Here is a 16,779-nt window from a genome sequence, read left to right as displayed (position 1 = left end):
GCGCGGACGATCGGTGTACTAAACCCCTAAGCCTATTACAATACGTAAAGCAAATTGGGCTGAGTAGGAAAACATGCGGGTTGCAATTATTGGTGCGGGGCTTGCAGGGCTTGTAACGGCTATCGATCTGGTGGATGCAGGTCACCAAGTCGAGCTATTCGAGTCACGACCGTTTGTAGGCGGAAAAGTCGGGAGCTGGATAGACCCCGATGGCAACCACATTGAGATGGGGCTGCATGTTTTTTTCTTCAACTATGCCAATTTGTTCGAACTCATGCAAAAGGTAGGGTCCTTTGAAAATTTATTGCCCAAGTCCCACACCCATACTTTCGTGAATCGGGGCGGGAAGATCGGACAGCTCGATTTCCGGTTTGCCCTCGGCGCTCCTTTTAACGGCCTAAAGGCATTTTTTACGACGACGCAGCTTTCTTGGCCGGATAAAATTCGCAATGCCCTCGCTCTAGGCACGAGCCCAGTCGTGCCGGGATTGGTCAGCTATGAAGCAGCCATGAAATGGATTAGGTCTTTAGATCGGATGAGCTTTGCAGACTGGTTTCGGGGACATGGCGGAAATGACCAAAGCCTCCACAAACTCTGGGACCCGATCGCCCTAGCGTTAGGCTTTATCGACACTGAAAACATTTCGGCACGGTGCATGCTGACGATTTTCCTGATGTTTGCCACTAAGACAGAAGCATCCAAGCTCAATCTATTGGCAGGTTCTCCCGCAAAATATTTGATCGAACCCCTGGTGGACTACATTGAGGCCAGAGGCGGAAAAGTCCACACGCGCCGCCAAACTCGCGAGGTGTTGTTTGAAGGCGAGGGTACCGATACCCGCGTGACGGGATTGCGGATTGCAAAGGACGATACGGAAGAAATAGTGACAGCAGATGCCTACGTTGCAGCCTGCGATGTGCCGGGGATTCAAAAACTGCTGCCCCAAGCATGGCGGCAGTGGCCGGAATTCGACAATATTTACAAACTCAAGGCGGTCCCGGTGGCAACGGTGCAACTTCGATTTGATGGTTGGGTGACGGAACTGCAAGATGCGAAGGCGCGCAAGCAGCTCGATCGGGCAGCGGGGTTAGACAACCTGCTCTATAGTTCTGACGCAGACTTTTCTTGCTTTGCCGATTTGGCCTTAGCCAGCCCTAAGGACTACTACCGAGAAGGACAAGGATCGTTGATTCAGTTGGTGCTGACCCCCGGCGATCCGTTTATCAAGATGGGTAACGAGGCGATCGCCCAGCACGCCCTCCAGCAGATCCACGAGCTGTTTCCGTCAGCACGAGAGCTGAACATGACCTGGTATAGTGTGGTGAAATTGGCGCAGTCTCTCTATCAGGAGGCTCCAGGCATGGATCCCTATCGACCCGATCAGAAAACGCCCGTGGGCAACTTTTTCGTGTCCGGCAGCTACACGCAGCAGGACTATATTGACAGCATGGAAGGAGCCACCTTGTCTGGACGGCGGGCGGCCCGCGCGATTTTGGCCCAGGCCGATGCCCTTACCCAGCAAACAAGTACCCCTGCCCTAGCGACTTAAACCTTTGGAGCGATCGCAAAACATGGCTGACTGGCTCGAACATAGCGCTCAGGTAGAGGTTCCCGTTTCGGTCGATGCGGTTTGGGATCTGTGGTCGGATCTCGAGCAAATGCCCAACTGGATGAAATGGATTGAATCGGTCAAGGTCCAAGCCGATCGCCCGGAACTGTCCCGTTGGAAGTTCGCAAGCGGCAATTTCGAGTTTACCTGGCTCTCGCGGATTTTAAGGGAAGTTCCCCATCAAATCATTCAGTGGGAATCGGTAGATGGTCTGCCCAACCGAGGGGCCATTCGGTTTTACGATCGCAAAGCTGATGGCAGTATCGTCCGGCTGACGGTGGGCTTTAAGATTCCCGCAGTTTTGAAATGGATGGACGGCCTTTTTTTAGGAAAGATCGTGGAATCGACCCTTCAAGCCGATATGGACCGATTCCGAGACTATGCGGTGAAGCACGCTCAAGCAAACGGCATACATTAAGTATCAAAAGGTATTCAATTATCTAAAAATTCATTGTTCCAGGGGCGCAAGGCATTGTGCCCTCATGGAATTTGAGGCGGCTCCTTTGCTACTTTGCGCTGCTGAATGGCCTGCCGAAACCCTAAAACGACCAAAATATTAGACAGGGTTAAAAAAAACTCGGCTCCGCCGTGAATGGGATCGACGTTGGCAAGGGTTTCTCCCAACACGAGCTGCGTGTAGGCCCCTGCCGGAATCGTGACGACCACAAACACCAGCAGCATGTAAAAGCCCCACAGCGCGAGGCGAGGGGTTTGCCCAGACTGGGTCAGAAACCACAGAAACCCCAGGTAGGGGAACAGGGAAAGTGCAAAGAGCGTTTCTTTTGTCATCAGCTAAACTTACCCGAAGAATTGAGGATTGCTAAACCGAAGACCGCTGCGACGTTCTCCAAATCCACCAGGCAGCACCGCAAAGCGTCATGTTACCCACTACCGTCATGGCAGCCTGGAGCAACACCAGCCATTCCAACTGGGGCGAATTATCGAAAAAATGCCAGGTGCAGGCACACATCGCGCTCACCAACGCGGGCAACATGCCCAAAGAGAGCCAGCGCCAGCTAGGGGTTTGACTGACATCGGCGTAGAGCCAGATCAGCCAAATTGCCGCAATCCATTCAATAACGCTAGAAATATGGATCGTCCAAGTGGGGATGGAAAGCGCGTGCATCGTAAAGCCAGTCCTCTAGAACCACTTGGAGTGTATCGCGATTTTCTAGTGCTAAGGCAACCCTTATGACTCGAGCGATGCAGCTCAACCCATATAATTAGGGTAAATATTAAAGAGTCTTCAATGCTGAAAGCTGGGATTGTCGGTCTTCCGAATGTAGGTAAATCAACATTATTTAACGCCCTTGTGGCAAACGCCAAAGCAGAAGCGGCCAATTTCCCATTTTGTACCATCGAGCCAAATGTGGGTGTCGTATCCGTCCCAGACGATCGCCTTCAGGTTCTGTCCGATATTTCCAGCTCCGCCGAGATCGTACCCACTCGCGTCGAGTTTGTCGATATTGCAGGTCTCGTGAAAGGGGCCAGCCAAGGAGAAGGGTTGGGGAATCAGTTTCTGGCCAATATCCGGGAAGTGGATGCGATCGCCCACGTCGTGCGTTGCTTCGACGACGACGACATCATTCACGTCTCCGGCTCCGTCGACCCCGTGCGAGACATAGAAGTCATCAACCTAGAGCTAGCCCTTTCCGATCTGACCCAAGTCGATCGCCGCATCGAGCGCACCCGCAAACTCGCCCGCACTAGCAAAGAAGCGCAGCTAGAGCTAACCGCCCTCGAAAAACTGTCTGCTGCCCTCAATGAAGGCCAACCCGCCCGTCAAGTCGATTTAACCGAAGAAGAATTAGAATCCGTACGGTTGTTGGAACTGTTAACCCTAAAGCCCGTTATTTATGCAGCCAACGTCTCCGAGGACGACCTAGCAACCGGAAACGCCTGGGTAGAGCAAGTGCGCGCCATTGCCGCCCAAGATCGGGCCCAAGTTGCCGTCGTTTCCGCCCAAGTCGAAGCAGAGCTAGTAGACCTTCCCGCAGAAGACCGTCAAGACTTCCTCGAATCCCTTGGCGTTCGAGAAGGTGGGCTGCAAACCCTAATCCGTTCCAGCTACGAACTGCTGGGCCTCCGCACCTACTTCACAACGGGTCCCAAAGAAACCCGTGCTTGGACCATTCATGCGGGAATGAAAGCGCCTCAAGCCGCTGGCGTGATTCATACCGACTTCGAACGAGGCTTCATCAGAGCTGAAACCGTCTCTTACAAAGACCTCGTGACCGCAGGCTCCATGCCAGCCGCCAAAGAAAAAGGTTGGGTGCGTAGCGAAGGAAAAGAATACGTCGTCCAAGAAGGAGATGTTATGCTATTTCGGTTCAACGTTTGAGTCAATTAATTTGAGTCAACTGAGAATTCAATTCAAGCAACGAACAATCGATAGAGGCTAATTCAATTAAAAAGAACTCCAAGAGATATTGAGGAAATCTATAATACAAGAATGGCACAAACCTATTTATTTCACACTTCTAAGTTACTAAATTTTGTCTTCCAAAAACTCGGGCTAAACTTTGCCCAAGCGTGGCAGCCAAAAGGGAGTCGATCGCCATTCAGCTCGAAAAACTTCTCTGGCTCCATCTCAAATGAAAACTGCATGGCCACGCGACTGTCGGGCACTTTAAAAAACGGGTAAAAGTACCGCATACTAGCCCAAAAGAGATCGTTGTTGATATTCCATCTATTCCAACTTCTAGCCTGCTTGGAGAAAATTTTGAGGGCGAGCAAGTGAGATTTTGTCTTCCTGAGGCAAAAGCCACTATTTCCTACAGATAACTTTTCTTTCCCAAAAAAAGAATTAATTCTTCTTGCGAGATCGATAATCCTTGAAATATTTGGCATTTGAATGGGATAATCGCAGGGCCAAGGTGCGCCTATATAGTCATAGTTTAGATTGCACCAATATTCTAGGTTATCTTCAAAAACGAAAGCATCTAATTCATAAATTAAAATATACTTGTACTTAGAGAATCTCTGGTAAAACTCCTGAGAAAGCATCAGCAAATTATAAGCAGTAACAGTTTCGAAGTACTCATCTTCAAATGATTCAAACTGCAAACCTGAATATTTAGCTTCAAGGCTAGAAACGTCTATCCTAGAAGGTTTAACCATAAAAATCGGGTATTTGTGCAGAACCTTTAAGCATTGGAGAAAAGAAATCTCCTCGTCATGATTCATTTCAAGCTTGTGAGTTGGAATTACAACCGCAACCAAATTTTCCTGTCTCATACAAACTCCGCTCCAAAGACTTGGCTTAGAGGACTTCAGTATTTAAATTTTCAAAATAGTGGAGCGGCAGGCTAAAGATTGTCAAGTACTCTACCGATTTCTGCAAATGTCTTAGTCTTTATTTAGGGGGAGGGGAATTCAATCCGAGGTAAGCGCCTCGCTCAAAGCGATCGCACAGCCCCCTCTCTTCTTTACCATCAGTGGCAGACTCAGCTCAAGTTAACGGATCGTTCCAAAAGGAAGTGCCTGACAGGCATAGCTGTAAATCTACAGTGCAGGAGATTTACGGTTACTTCTATCAGACACTCAAGTCCGTTAAGGCATACATACGGACATTTCTTCGATCGGTTCAAAGAACGATTCACTCAATTAAAGGTTGCGAAGAGACATTTTACCCTTCCAAACAATCGAGCAACGCATTACTCTTCTTCAGGGGTCAGCTTTAAAAGAAGATATCCCAATCCAAGCCCCACCAAGACCAGCACAAATGGCAAGATTGCCGCGTTAAAAATCTCTCCGCCCATAGTTTTTATATCCAAAACGCATTTTCTAGACGCTGCCTTCCAAATCGAAGGTGCAACGAAACAACCCACATTATAAAACTTAGGACATCAAATTCAAAAAACCTTACCCAAAAGCTTAAATCTGCATTCTAGATAGGGATGCTAAGTTTCATGTCATAATAGTTTACAGTGTTTTTCATAAAAAATCGTTGTTTAGGTTATGTCTTCAGAGACGCCACTGCCAGAATCCTTAGATCGATACGAGTGTCGGGCTTGTGGCTACATCTACGAGCCCGAAAAAGGAGATAGCCGCCAGGTTCCGCCTGGGACTGCCTTTGCAGCGCTTCCCGCAAACTGGGCTTGCCCGGTTTGCAGCGCATCCGTTTCGAAGTTCAGCAACATTGGCCCTGTCGGTTCGCCATCCGGGTTCAAGGAAAACTTAAACTATGGCATCGGCGTTAACGCACTGCCTCCCGGCCAAAAAAATCTTTTAATATTTGGTGTCTTAGGGTTGTTTGTTTTGATTTTGCTCAGTTTTTACGGATTGGGTTAGATAACCCAGCTTGCCACTTTTTCCACGGCAAGAAGGAAAATCCGCCGTAAACCACCCCCCAACCGATCCCGCTAGATTCACCTTGGATTTATGATGCATTCGCTCCAAAAACTGTTGAAGTCGCTGCTGGCCGTCTCGATCGCCCTCGTCTTTTGTACCTCCTGTGCTTATCTTCCCGCCTTAGAAAACAGTCCTTGGGAGTTGGTGTCGCTTCCCACGGACGCTACGGTACTCGACCTCAGTTTCGTGTCTGAGGATCATGGGTGGTTGACGGGGACGCGCTCTACCCTGATGGAAACTGTAGATGGCGGTAAAACCTGGGAACCCCGACAGCTTGAATTAGGCGATACATCCTATCGTTTTAATTCGATTAGCTTTTCTGGGAACGAAGGCTGGATTGCTGGAGAGCCGTCTATTTTGTTGCACACCGAAGATGCTGGGCAGTCTTGGTCTAGCATTCCTTTAAGCGCTAAGCTGCCAGGCAAGCCTGCGATGGTGGTAGCGGTTGGCCCTCATGCTGCCGAAATGACAACGGACGTGGGCGCCATCTACAAAACCGAAGACAACGGTCGCCATTGGACTGCCATGGTTCAGGAAGCCTTCGGCGTGCTCAGGAACGTGAATCGCGCACCGAATGGAAGCTACGTAGCCGTCTCCTCGCGAGGCAGTTTCTACTCTATCTGGAAGCCCGGCGAATTATCCTGGGAACCCCACAACCGAAACAGTTCCCGACGGGTTCAGAACATGGGATTTGCCCCTGACGGTCAGCTTTGGATGCTGGCTCGAGGCGGACAAATTCAGTTCAGCAACGATGCCAACGAATGGGACGAACCGATCGCGCCGGATTACTCAGTTAGCGTGGGGCTGCTCGATCTAGCCTATAGAACCCCAGAGGAGCTATGGGTGACGGGCGGTAGCGGCAACCTGCTGTGCAGTTTCGACGGGGGTAAAACGTGGCAGAAGGATCGCTCGGCCAATCAGCTGGCGACCAATCTCTATCGCGTGATGTTCCAAAGTCCCGATCGAGGCTTTGTCCTCGGTCAATCTGGCATTCTGCTGCGCTATGTCGGCTGAGCAGTCAGAGGCTAGAAACGCGAGCCGTCGATCGACGCACAGAAGATTTACTTGTGAGAGTTTCTGTTGTTTCGTATGATCGGGGATGTAAGTTAAAAGCGACCTCCTCAGAGATGGAAAAAATCCAATCTCTCTTCGGAGGCAGATCTCGATTTAAACTGTGTTGATAAGAGGTAATTAAAGTGGCTGGTACTACTGGGGAACGACCATTTGGCGATATTATTACAAGCGTTCGCTATTGGGTAATCCATAGCATTACGATTCCGGCTTTGTTTATTGCAGGGTGGCTGTTTGTGAGCACGGGGCTTGCCTATGATGCGTTTGGCACCCCTCGACCCGACCAATACTTCGATCAAGCGCGTCAAGAAGTTCCCTTGGTGAGCGATCGCTTTGCCGGAAAACAGCAAATTGACGAATTTACAAAAGGACTTTAAAACACTATGACCAGCAATAATCCAAATCAACCGGTCTCCTATCCTATCTTTACGGTTCGTTGGCTTTCTGTTCATGCCCTTGCCGTGCCTAGCGTTTTCTTTTTAGGCGCGATCGCATCTATGCAGTTCATTCACCGTTAGGACGCTGTCATGACAGAAAAGAATCCCAATAACCAGCCCGTCGAGCTAAACCGTACTTCTCTGTACTTAGGGCTGCTGCTCATTTTTGTGGTAGCACTGCTGTTTTCGAGTTATTTTTTCAACTAATATCTCATTCCCGTTACGCAGTGCCGCGAAGTACCGCGTAACAAATCTTGTCAGCAAACGGGTTTACCGTGCCAGCGCGCTGGGATGGCGAACCTTAATCATAGTTTTAGAGGAGGAAACGCTGAATGTCTGGAAGTGGGCGAATACCCTTGTGGATCGTAGCAACAGTAGCAGGAACCGGCATCCTTGTCGTGTTAGGGCTGTTCTTTTACGGGGCCTATGCAGGTCTTGGATCGTCGCTTTAGAAGCATCGGTCGCCTGAATGCAGGCGGCCAGAGGGGCTTTATTGGGTCCATCAATAAAAAATAAATCCGTCTACTGCAAGACTGCGGCAGACGGATTTATTTATGGACGGGTTGAGTCAGAAAAACATCGCGCTAGACCAAAAAATTTAGCGCTCGCTCAGCGTTACCGTTCTATGTAAAGAAACAAAAAGGACATCGCAACAGCCGGAAAGACTAAACCGACTAAGGGCACCAAAACCGAAGGTAAAAGATCTGAGCTCATAATCAATACTCGTTCTGCTAACGCCTTTTATTATCACCATGAGGTTTCCAACAATCAAGCCTTCCTGAGAAAAGTATTAATTCATTGCAATCGTCGATAGCGTTGGCACTCGATCTCGAACGCTCGATTTTGAACGGCTTCCCAATCTGCTAGCACCTTAAAAGCTCCCATTGTCCCAGACGCCACATCGAAAAATCGAGCGTTCTCCAGGCGCAGGATCGCAAATGCATCAAAATGGACCAAACAGACACGCACATTAACGAATATTGACAATTCGTTGCATAAAGTCAAAAGATTCGTTACATTATTTAAAGAAAATCACTCCTGTAGGTTTATCACCATGGAAAAAACACAAGTCGAAGCTGAAAATCGCAACGCGTGGGTCTTTGGGTTTACCCCTCAAGCAGAGATCTGGAACGGTCGTTTGGCGATGATCGGGTTTTTAGCTGTTATCCTCACTGAGGCTTTTTCAAACGAAGGCGTTCTTCATTTCTGGGGTTTGCTCTAAACCTGCGATCGACGCCTGAGTTTCCTAGTTCGATCTCGCGCGCCATACGCAATCCCAAAAAGCTATTGATACCAATAGCTTTTTTTTAATGGCACGAGGCCGGCTGTCTTCTGTTCTCCTCTCATTTGGGGTGGGGCTGCTGTCATGCTTGTATCTGTACAGAGGCGTGTATAACAACTAGACTTGGGTTGTCTGGGTTATTCGCTCGAAAACATGGCAAAAACATGGCAGTTCCACCCGCTTGGGCTGGTTAGGAGGCGATGTGCCTGAGAACGTCACGCCTGGACGCGATCGCCCATCGGATGCCGCCATGATTACTATGGTCTGGACCGACTTGCTCGGTTCCACTGCGATGAAGCGCGAGCTGCAGGGAGAGTACGTCAGCGATCGCGACCGAATCTACCTATCGCAAATCCTGCAGCCCCATCGGGAACGGGTGGAACGCAGCCTGGCACAGTATCGAGGGCGGGTCGTCAAAACAGAGGGAGACGCTTTTTTTATAGTCTTTTCTAGCGTGACCCTGGCCTTAGAATGGGCCGTTCAATTGCTCAAAAACCACAGAGAGCAGCCCATTCAAACGCCCCTAGGTCCCCTGCAGGTCAGAATTGGCATTCACACGGGTACCCCTACCCAAAGCAATGGCGACTATATCGGGCAGGAGGTCGATTGCTTGGTTCGGATTGCGGACTTAGCCCAAGGCTCGCAAATTTTGCTCTCGGAAGTTGCCGCAGTCTTACTCCGCAATTCAGGACTAAAGGATCTCAAGATTCACAGTCACGGGCAATATTTGCTCAAAAGCATGGGAGAGGTTCCCATTTTTGAGGCCCTCTGGGACCAACAGCAGCCCCAACCGCCTCGCTTGGATGTGAAAGCATTGTTTAACGAGGGCTACTTAAAGCCTGTTTTGCCAGAACCCGCCGCAACGGGACGGGAGCGACCTGCTGCATTATCGGCGATCGCCCCAAGCAAACGTACTCAACAAACCGCGCTCTGGATTTTAATCGCGAGCTTGAGCTGGAGCATTGCCGCAAGCGGGCTCCGGTGGATCGGAGGATTGCAGGCGCTAGAACTGTGGAGCTTCGATCGGTTGATGCGGCTGCGGCCCCACGAACGGCCAGACGATCGGATTTTGATCGTGACCGTAACCGCCCGAGATTTACTTCAACAGACAGCGGACAGTCGGCGCAGTTCTTTGTCCGATCGCAACCTCCTAAAGCTCCTGCGAAAAATCGAACCCTTCAAACCTAGGGCGATTGGACTAGACATTTATCGCGACTTTCCGGTTCAGGCACAGTTTCCGCAGTTGGCGCAAATCCTGCGCCAAAACTCCAAATTAATCGCCGTCTGCAAGGCGAGGGATCCCGAGGGCGATCCCGAGGGCGTCTCTCCGCCCGTCGAAGTTCCCATCGCCCGCGTGGGCTTTAGCGACTTCATCGAAGACCCCGACGGCATCATCCGGCGACAGCTCCTGTTTATGACACCAGACCCGCTTTCGCCCTGCCAAACCCACTACAGCTTTGGCACCCAAGTTGCACTGCGATATCTGGCAGAGCTGGGAATTCAACCATCCTTTACCCCAGATGGCAATCTAGTCTTGGGCAAAACTGCGTTCGAGCGCCTCCAGTCTTTAAGAGGCGGCTATCAGTTCCAGAGTGAGGGAGGCCACCAAATGGTACTGAACTTTCGATCGCTTCCTAAGCCGCAAGACATTGCATTGCAGGTTTCGCTGTCCGACGTTTTGAACGACAAAATCACCCCGGACTCGATCGAGGATCGGGCGATTCTCATCGGCGTCAACGCAAACTCTTCTAGCGATTTTTGGGCAACACCCTACGGAGCGGGAGGCACGCGCAAAGTGCCCGGCGTCCTCATTCAGGCCCATGCCATCAGTCATCTCTTGAGCGCGACCCTCGATCGGCGGCCTTCAATTTGGGTCTGGCCCCTGTGGGGCGATAGTCTCTGGATCTGGGTTTGGGGAATTGCTGGCGGTTGTGCGGTTGGATGGGCGCGACGCTTGCCTCAGGTATTAGCCGGATTGAGTTCGATCGGTTTGGGGCTCTGCACGATCTGTTTGGTAGCGCTGACCTGGGGTGGATGGCTTCCTTTAGTGCCTGCTATGCTGGCGTTATTGCTTACAGGAGGCACGATTGGCTATCGCAAACTCGCCGTACAGCAGGAAAAGTTAAGGAAATCTCGGGAATCGTTCTGAATCTTTGCTACAGCACATAGAGAATCTCGAAAAGCAAGATACGCTTAGAACATACCGTTCCTGTGGTACGGAATTGAGGGGAATGAAAAAGTACTGCTGTCTGGATATAACTCGCAATTCAGCCAATCTGTCTCTAAGGCGGCGTTTTGAAGGGTTCCATCGATCGCAGGCCCAGCCACGGGAAGACAGATCGATGCGGAAGTCGACGATCGCACCGACTTCCCTTTGGGTTGCGGGTCTTGGCTTGGGTTTGGCGTTGGGAACTGCTCTACCCCTAAAGGCATCCGAGCCGCGCCGCGCGTCCAGTCCAAAAACATCGGTCCTCCAATACAACCCGCCCATTCCACCTAACCTCGGCGCCCCCAAAGGTCGAACCGGGGGAGGGGCCAGTCGGGGAACTTGCGCCCAGTACGCGGCGATGCAAGCAATAGCGCCGCGCGGCGTTGGCAGCAAGTCTCCAGATTTGACCGTTTCAGATCGTCCGACGTTTTGGTTTTATCTACCAGCTCGTTCCCAAACCGATAATCCCGTCGAGTTCGTCCTGCAAGATGCTGAAGATCGCTACATCTACAAAACGACTTTCGTCCAATCCAAAACCGCTCCAGAGCTGGTCAGCCTGACCGTGCCAGAACAGTCTCCTTCCCTCGTTCCTGGCACTTTATATCGTTGGACCCTCAGCATTCAGTGCAACCCGAGTCGCCCCAGTCAGGTCGCTTTCATTCGCGGAGCGATTCAGAAGGTGGCGATCGCCCCCGCCCTCAGCGCTTCTCTCAACGCCAGCACGCTAGAGACTGCAGCACGGCTCTATACAGAACGAGGCTTTTGGTACGATGCCATGACCGTCCTCGCTCGATCCATGCAGGCCCAACCTGAGAACCAAACCACGATTCGACTTTGGAAACAATTGCTGGCGCAGGCAGGATTAGCCAATCTAAAGTCGCCTTCGATTGCCATCCGAAGACTTAAAGTGCTGCAGCACGACAATACGACACTGTCGCGCTCGTAAAGTCACGCACGATATCGATTTTCCTACAGGCGTTCGATCGACTTGCCTCCCGTTTTAAGTTTCCTCAACCAACAACTGTCGCTTTCGAGGGTGGTACGCGCTTCAATTTAAAATTATTTGTAATCTTCACATCCAAAAGCTTAGGTTATGGCGTCAAAAGGTAAACCTTTGGATGGCCACAGGAGTTAGACATGACCCTTGCTGAAGCCCTGGCACTTTTAGATCGAATTTTGCCCAAACCCCTCAACGATCTGCACGCCTTTGTTTTTCAGCACGCATGGGAAGGCAAAAGTTATGCGGAAATGGCAGATATCTCTGCCTATGATGAAGGCTATATCAAATCGGTCGGATCTGGCCTATGGAAAAGCCTGACTCAGGCAATGGGCCAAAACGTGACGAAAAGTAACCTGCGCACTAGTCTAGAAACCTACGCTCGTCGATACGCCAACGAGCAAAGCTCGCCTTCAACCCTAACCCCCTCCACAGTCATCGATCGAGCGGCCAGCGGAAAGACTTCCAACGAGAATCCGCAGCTTTTCTCTGCCCTGGCAACCCCCGAGCAGGTCCTCCCAACGCTCCGCCAAGACTGGGGAGAAGCCATGGATGTTTCCGTTTTTTTAGGACGGATGGCAGAACTCCAGACTCTCCATCGCTGGATCGCCGACGATCGGTGTCGCTTAATTTCAGTGTCGGGCATGGGGGGAATGGGGAAAACAGCCCTGACGGTGAAGGTGGCGGAGCAAGTCATCGGCCATCGTAGAATACCGCAGACTAGTAGTTCAGACCTGTCGAATCCCGCCTCGCAGACCGCAGAGTTTCAGTATGTCATTTGGCGATCGCTGCGGAATGCGCCGCCCTTAAATGCGCTGCTGTGCGATATCATTCAATTTCTCTCGGATCGGCAGGAAACCGAAGCAAGCCTGCCCCGCACTCAAGAAGATCGAATTTCTCAGTTATTGCATTATTTACGGCGATCGCGCTGTCTGATTATCTTGGATAATGCGGAAACGATTCTGCGCGGAGGAGAACGTTCCGGTATCTATCGAGAAGGCTATGAAGGATATGGAGACTTGTTTCAGCGTCTGGGAGAAACTCGCCATCAAAGCTGTTTGGCAATTACAAGTCGAGAAAAACTCAGGGAAATCACCTTACTAGAAGGAGAAGAATCCCCCGTGCGATCGATGAGTCTTTCTGGACTGGGAGAAGCGGAAGGGCAGGCCATTGTTCAACAGCGTGGCAGTTTTGCAGCAACTGAAATGGAATGGGAAGGACTGGTACGCCATTATGCAGGAAATCCTCTCGCTTTAAAGATGGTGTCTGCTGTTGTAGACGATGTGTTTGGCGGCAGCGTATCTGGCTTATTAGAGTACCTTCAGCCGAATTCGAAAACGCTGATGTTTGATGACATCCGGGATTTATTAGAGCGGCAGTTTAATCGTCTTTCCGACCTCGAACAGGAAGCCATGTACTGGTTGGCCATCAACCGCGAGTTTGTCTCGCTGAACGAACTCAGGGACGATTTAGTCTCTGTCCAGTCCCAACTGCAATTGCCTGAAACGCTGCGCTCCTTGGGAAGACGCAGCCTGATTGAAACCGCTACGTCTACTCTGGCAGAAGCCCAGTCCGTCAGCTTTTCCCAGCAGCCCGTCGTCATGGAGTACGCGACCGAAAAACTGATCGCACAGATCGCCCAAGAGATTTTGACCCGGCAAATTGACTGGATCGTGCGTCTTGCCTTGATGAAGGCAACGGCCAAAGACTACGTCCGTCGCAGTCAGATTCGGGTGATTATTGAGCCACTATTGGAAGAGCTGAGACTCAATTCCCTACAGCCATCGGAATCCTTGCTGAACCAGCTTCTGGAACGCTTGCACGCCGACTACGCAAACCTGCCTGGCTATGGCGCAGGCAATGTCATTAACCTTTTACGGGAGATGGGGACCGATTTTTCCCGCTACGACTTCTCCCATTTGGCAGTTTGGCAAGCGAATTTGCAAAGTCTGATGCTCCATCAGGTTAACTTTCAAAATGCAGATTTAACGAAATCTCTTTTTTCCGAGACCTTAGGCGGGGTCTTCAGAATTGCCTTTAGTCCCGATGGAAATTGTCTGGCATTGGGGGACTCCAACGGCGAGATTTCCTTGCGGAGCGCGACCGATGGCGAACTGCTCTCAAGCTGGCGCGGCCATGAAGGCGTCATGTGCGGGATGGCCTTTAGCCCCAACGGACAATTGCTCGCCACTGCTTCGTGCCATATTGTGAAACTGTGGCAGATTGAGGAGAGGATCGCGGCAGGAGTATCCCATTCTGTTGGTGGTTTGGACGGACAATCACCTCAATCTGCCGGTCAACTCCTCAACATTTGGACCGATCATACGGGCTGGATTCGGCAGTTAGCCTTTAGTCCGGATGGGAGTCTGCTCGCCACAGTTGGGAATGAAGACCAAACCTTGCGTCTTTGGGAGATCGAGACGGGGAACTGTCGGCATATTCTCACCGGGCATCAGGGTCCCGTCCTATCCTGCGCGTTTCACCCATCTCAACCCGTTATCGTTTCGGGTAGCGGCGATCAAACCTTAAAGTTCTGGGACACGATCGCCGGAGACTGTCTCCAAACCTGGACCGGACAAAACCATCACATTTGGTCCATTGCGTTTAACCCTGAGGGTCAAATTCTAGCAACGGGAGATGGGGGCGGCACGATTAAGTTGTGGCACTCGGACACTGGCAACTGCTATGGGGCGTTAACGGGCCACATCGGTTTGATTTACAGCCTCAGTATGAGTCTCAATGGGCAAATGATGGCGAGTAGCGCGTCGGATGCGACCGTTCGAGTTTGGGATTTACAGACCGGACAGTGTCAACGGGTTTTACAGGAACATACCAACGATGTATTCGATGTTGCCTTTAGCCCTAACGGCAACACCCTAGTCAGCGGAAGCTTTGACCACACCGTGAAGTTTTGGGACACCCAACAGTGGCATTGTCGTCGGACCTGGAGAGGGTACAGCAATGGCTTTTGTGCGGCAGCAGAACTCTCTGGGGACAGATTGCTGACAGGCAGCAGCGATGGGTATATCCGGTTTTGGGATGTCCAAACCGGACGCTGTGCGAGGCAAATCCGCGCGCATCAAGGATTTGCTTGGAGCGTTGCGGTTAGCCCTGCCGAACGATGGCTGGCGACGGGAGGGGAAGATGCTGCGATCAAGCTTTGGAATCTGGAAACAGGTCAATGTTGCAAAGTGCTCAAGGGACATCTGAGCGCCGTCCGGGCGATCGCCTTTAATGCCCGCTCCTTGAGCATTAACCCCAACGAGTTGGCGGGATTGCTTGCCAGCGGCAGTTCTGACGGTACGGTGAAACTTTGGGATCTCTCCACTGGGACCTGTCTGCGGACGTTCCAAGGACACCGCAGCCGGATTTGGGGCTTAGCCATGCATCCCGATGGGCACACGATCGCCAGCGGGAGTTTCGATCATACGGTCCGCATCTGGCAACCCGATCGGGAAGACTGCTTGCAAGTTCTAGAGGGGCATACACACTGGATCTGGGGTGTTGCCTTTAGCCCCGACGGAACCAAACTAGCCACGGCCAGCGGGGATCATACGATCAAAATTTGGGATACTCAAACCTGGCAATGTCTGGATACTTTACGGGGACATCTCAGTTGGGTGCAGGCGGTCGATTTTAGCCCCGACAGTCAATCTCTGGTCAGCGGCAGTGTAGACACGACCGTAAAGGTCTGGGATTTACAAAAAGGGTGCTGTCTCCAAACCTTTGCGGGGCACACGAATTGGATCTATACAGTTCTGTTTGCCAAAAACGGTCAAACCGTCATGAGCGGTTGTCAAGACGAGACCCTTAAATTTTGGGATATCCAAACGGGGGAATGTCTGAGAACGCTCAAAACGGATCGTCTCTATGAAGGGATGAATATCGAGGGCGTTACGGGTCTGAGCGAATCCCAGAAGCTGACGCTTAAACGCCTAGGGGCACTCCGCTAGAAGACCCTTCTATCGCAATATTTTGTCCGATTTCGCGATATTTGTCTCGAATCCGAACCACAACGCCAGGCATAAAAGCGATGCAATACTGAAATCTACGAGCAACATCCATAGGGGCATATTGTTCCACTGCACCTCGGAGCGAAATCGCACGAGCTGAAATATCAGGGCAAACGGTAAGATAACCAGCATCGCGGTTCCGATCTTGACCCGCTGCCAATCGCCTTCCCAGGCTATCCAAACCTCTAACAGACTAACCCCGATCAGCCATCCGCACAATGTCCGAGCGGTGAGCGGCGTGAACGTCCAAGGGGCGATCGCTATGAGCAATATCGGAAACAGATAGATGAGCAAGGCTAGACTGACTAAGACCAAACCATTCATCAGAAAAAAACGTCGAATCGGTCGTGCTAGCGGTCGCGTCCGCCCCAATCCGATGGGAGCCGATCGGTGCTGATGCAATCTGTAAAGCAGTGCAAAAATGGGAGGAGGCAACAGATAGCTGACAAACCACACATAGAAGGGGAGGGTGCCAATCGTAAACTTATCCCAGTGGAGAAAAGTAGTGAGCAACATAAACGCGGTAAAAACAGCCGCAGGAATACTGACAACGCGCACTTGTTGCCACCGACGCGCAACCGCACCCAGCACAAACAGAAGGCCAACCGATAGATAAAACGCGCCAAAGGTTGCTGCCATCACAGTGGGTTTAATCGTCCAGGCAAAATTGGTTGCTGTTGCTTCAGGGCGTGCGAACACAGCTCCTATGGCAGCAATGCCAAAGAGAATTTCAATTCCCAGCCAAATTCTAAGGGATAAAGAGATTGGCGTCTTAAAGGCGTTCGAGGATATGGATGACATGGAAGAT

At 51.1% G+C, this 16,779-nt stretch carries 19 protein-coding genes; 13 read left to right on the top strand and 6 right to left on the bottom strand.

Going from position 1 to position 16,779, the window contains the following annotated elements:
- Positions 1 to 73 precede the first annotated feature (73 nt).
- Both zds and R6H26_RS05900 read left to right on the top strand, forming a co-directional pair.
- A complete protein-coding gene (gene zds / locus R6H26_RS05905; RefSeq protein WP_404789170.1) occupies positions 74 to 1,549 on the top strand; it encodes a 9,9'-di-cis-zeta-carotene desaturase in 1,476 nt (491 codons plus the stop codon).
- 22 nt (positions 1,550 to 1,571) lie between these two features.
- Entirely contained in the window at positions 1,572 to 2,027 is a 456-nt protein-coding gene (locus tag R6H26_RS05900; protein WP_404789168.1) for an SRPBCC family protein, read from the top strand.
- A 62-nt stretch (positions 2,028 to 2,089) separates the two neighbouring features.
- Here the strand turns inward: R6H26_RS05900 and R6H26_RS05895 are convergent, their stop codons facing one another.
- Both R6H26_RS05895 and R6H26_RS05890 read right to left on the bottom strand, forming a co-directional pair.
- Positions 2,090 to 2,398, bottom strand: a complete 309-nt coding sequence (locus tag R6H26_RS05895; RefSeq protein WP_404789166.1) for a DUF3593 domain-containing protein — start codon at positions 2,396 to 2,398, stop codon at positions 2,090 to 2,092.
- Between the two features lie 31 nt (positions 2,399 to 2,429).
- Positions 2,430 to 2,735: a DUF2499 domain-containing protein gene (locus tag R6H26_RS05890; RefSeq protein WP_404789165.1), complete on the bottom strand. Its 306-nt coding sequence runs from the start codon at positions 2,733 to 2,735 to the stop codon at positions 2,430 to 2,432.
- Positions 2,736 to 2,858: 123 nt separating this feature from the next.
- Here R6H26_RS05890 and ychF point away from each other — a divergent pair, with 123 nt between their 5' ends.
- Positions 2,859 to 3,950 (top strand): redox-regulated ATPase YchF, encoded by a 1,092-nt coding sequence (gene ychF, locus R6H26_RS05885; protein ID WP_404789164.1) that lies wholly within the window; start codon positions 2,859 to 2,861, stop codon positions 3,948 to 3,950.
- 131 nt (positions 3,951 to 4,081) lie between these two features.
- Here ychF and R6H26_RS05880 read toward each other — a convergent pair whose 3' ends face one another.
- On the bottom strand, positions 4,082 to 4,846 hold the full coding sequence (locus R6H26_RS05880; RefSeq protein WP_404789162.1) for a DUF5672 family protein: 765 nt from the start codon (positions 4,844 to 4,846) through the stop codon (positions 4,082 to 4,084).
- Positions 4,847 to 5,265: 419 nt separating this feature from the next.
- Entirely contained in the window at positions 5,266 to 5,370 is a 105-nt protein-coding gene (locus R6H26_RS05875; protein ID WP_404789160.1) for a PetM family cytochrome b6-f complex subunit 7, read from the bottom strand.
- A gap of 199 nt (positions 5,371 to 5,569) precedes the next feature.
- Here R6H26_RS05875 and R6H26_RS05870 point away from each other — a divergent pair, with 199 nt between their 5' ends.
- From R6H26_RS05870 to R6H26_RS05845, 6 genes are all read left to right on the top strand, one after another.
- Entirely contained in the window at positions 5,570 to 5,902 is a 333-nt protein-coding gene (locus R6H26_RS05870; RefSeq protein ID WP_404789159.1) for a rubredoxin, read from the top strand.
- 93 nt (positions 5,903 to 5,995) lie between these two features.
- A complete protein-coding gene (locus tag R6H26_RS05865; RefSeq protein ID WP_404791226.1) occupies positions 5,996 to 6,976 on the top strand; it encodes a photosynthesis system II assembly factor Ycf48 in 981 nt (326 codons plus the stop codon).
- Positions 6,977 to 7,158: 182 nt separating this feature from the next.
- On the top strand, positions 7,159 to 7,410 hold the full coding sequence (psbE, locus tag R6H26_RS05860) for a cytochrome b559 subunit alpha (protein ID WP_404789157.1): 252 nt from the start codon (positions 7,159 to 7,161) through the stop codon (positions 7,408 to 7,410).
- Positions 7,411 to 7,416: 6 nt separating this feature from the next.
- Positions 7,417 to 7,551, top strand: coding sequence for a cytochrome b559 subunit beta (gene psbF, locus R6H26_RS05855; protein WP_404789155.1), 135 nt, complete (start codon positions 7,417 to 7,419; stop codon positions 7,549 to 7,551).
- 9 nt (positions 7,552 to 7,560) lie between these two features.
- On the top strand, positions 7,561 to 7,677 hold the full coding sequence (locus R6H26_RS05850) for a photosystem II reaction center protein L (RefSeq protein ID WP_404789153.1): 117 nt from the start codon (positions 7,561 to 7,563) through the stop codon (positions 7,675 to 7,677).
- 125 nt (positions 7,678 to 7,802) lie between these two features.
- Positions 7,803 to 7,922 (top strand): photosystem II reaction center protein J, encoded by a 120-nt coding sequence (locus R6H26_RS05845; RefSeq protein ID WP_404789152.1) that lies wholly within the window; start codon positions 7,803 to 7,805, stop codon positions 7,920 to 7,922.
- A 163-nt stretch (positions 7,923 to 8,085) separates the two neighbouring features.
- Here the strand turns inward: R6H26_RS05845 and psaI are convergent, their stop codons facing one another.
- Complete coding sequence (gene psaI / locus R6H26_RS05840; RefSeq protein ID WP_404789150.1) at positions 8,086 to 8,184, bottom strand: photosystem I reaction center subunit VIII; 99 nt, start codon at positions 8,182 to 8,184, stop codon at positions 8,086 to 8,088.
- 340 nt (positions 8,185 to 8,524) lie between these two features.
- On the opposite strand from psaI, the gene R6H26_RS05835 reads away from it, so the two are divergent.
- The 4 genes from R6H26_RS05835 (at position 8,525) to R6H26_RS05820 (ending at position 15,911) form a co-directional block, all read left to right on the top strand.
- A complete protein-coding gene (locus R6H26_RS05835; protein ID WP_404789148.1) occupies positions 8,525 to 8,692 on the top strand; it encodes a chlorophyll a/b-binding protein in 168 nt (55 codons plus the stop codon).
- A 262-nt stretch (positions 8,693 to 8,954) separates the two neighbouring features.
- Positions 8,955 to 10,901 carry a CHASE2 domain-containing protein gene (locus R6H26_RS05830; RefSeq protein WP_404789146.1) on the top strand — a complete coding sequence of 649 codons (1,947 nt, stop codon included), beginning with the start codon at positions 8,955 to 8,957 and terminating at the stop codon, positions 10,899 to 10,901.
- A 193-nt stretch (positions 10,902 to 11,094) separates the two neighbouring features.
- Positions 11,095 to 11,907 (top strand): DUF928 domain-containing protein, encoded by an 813-nt coding sequence (locus R6H26_RS05825; RefSeq protein WP_404789145.1) that lies wholly within the window; start codon positions 11,095 to 11,097, stop codon positions 11,905 to 11,907.
- 191 nt (positions 11,908 to 12,098) lie between these two features.
- Entirely contained in the window at positions 12,099 to 15,911 is a 3,813-nt protein-coding gene (locus tag R6H26_RS05820; RefSeq protein ID WP_404789143.1) for a hypothetical protein, read from the top strand.
- Positions 15,912 to 15,920: 9 nt separating this feature from the next.
- Here the strand turns inward: R6H26_RS05820 and R6H26_RS05815 are convergent, their stop codons facing one another.
- Positions 15,921 to 16,772: a hypothetical protein gene (locus R6H26_RS05815; RefSeq protein WP_404789141.1), complete on the bottom strand. Its 852-nt coding sequence runs from the start codon at positions 16,770 to 16,772 to the stop codon at positions 15,921 to 15,923.
- Positions 16,773 to 16,779 lie beyond the last annotated feature (7 nt).

Origin of the sequence: Altericista sp. CCNU0014 (assembly GCF_044923475.1) — a bacterium.
GTDB lineage: Bacteria > Cyanobacteriota > Cyanobacteriia > Thermosynechococcales > Thermosynechococcaceae > JAAURS01.
The sequence above is the reverse complement of the archived record's forward strand: the minus strand, read 5'-3'. Positions and strand labels throughout refer to the sequence as shown.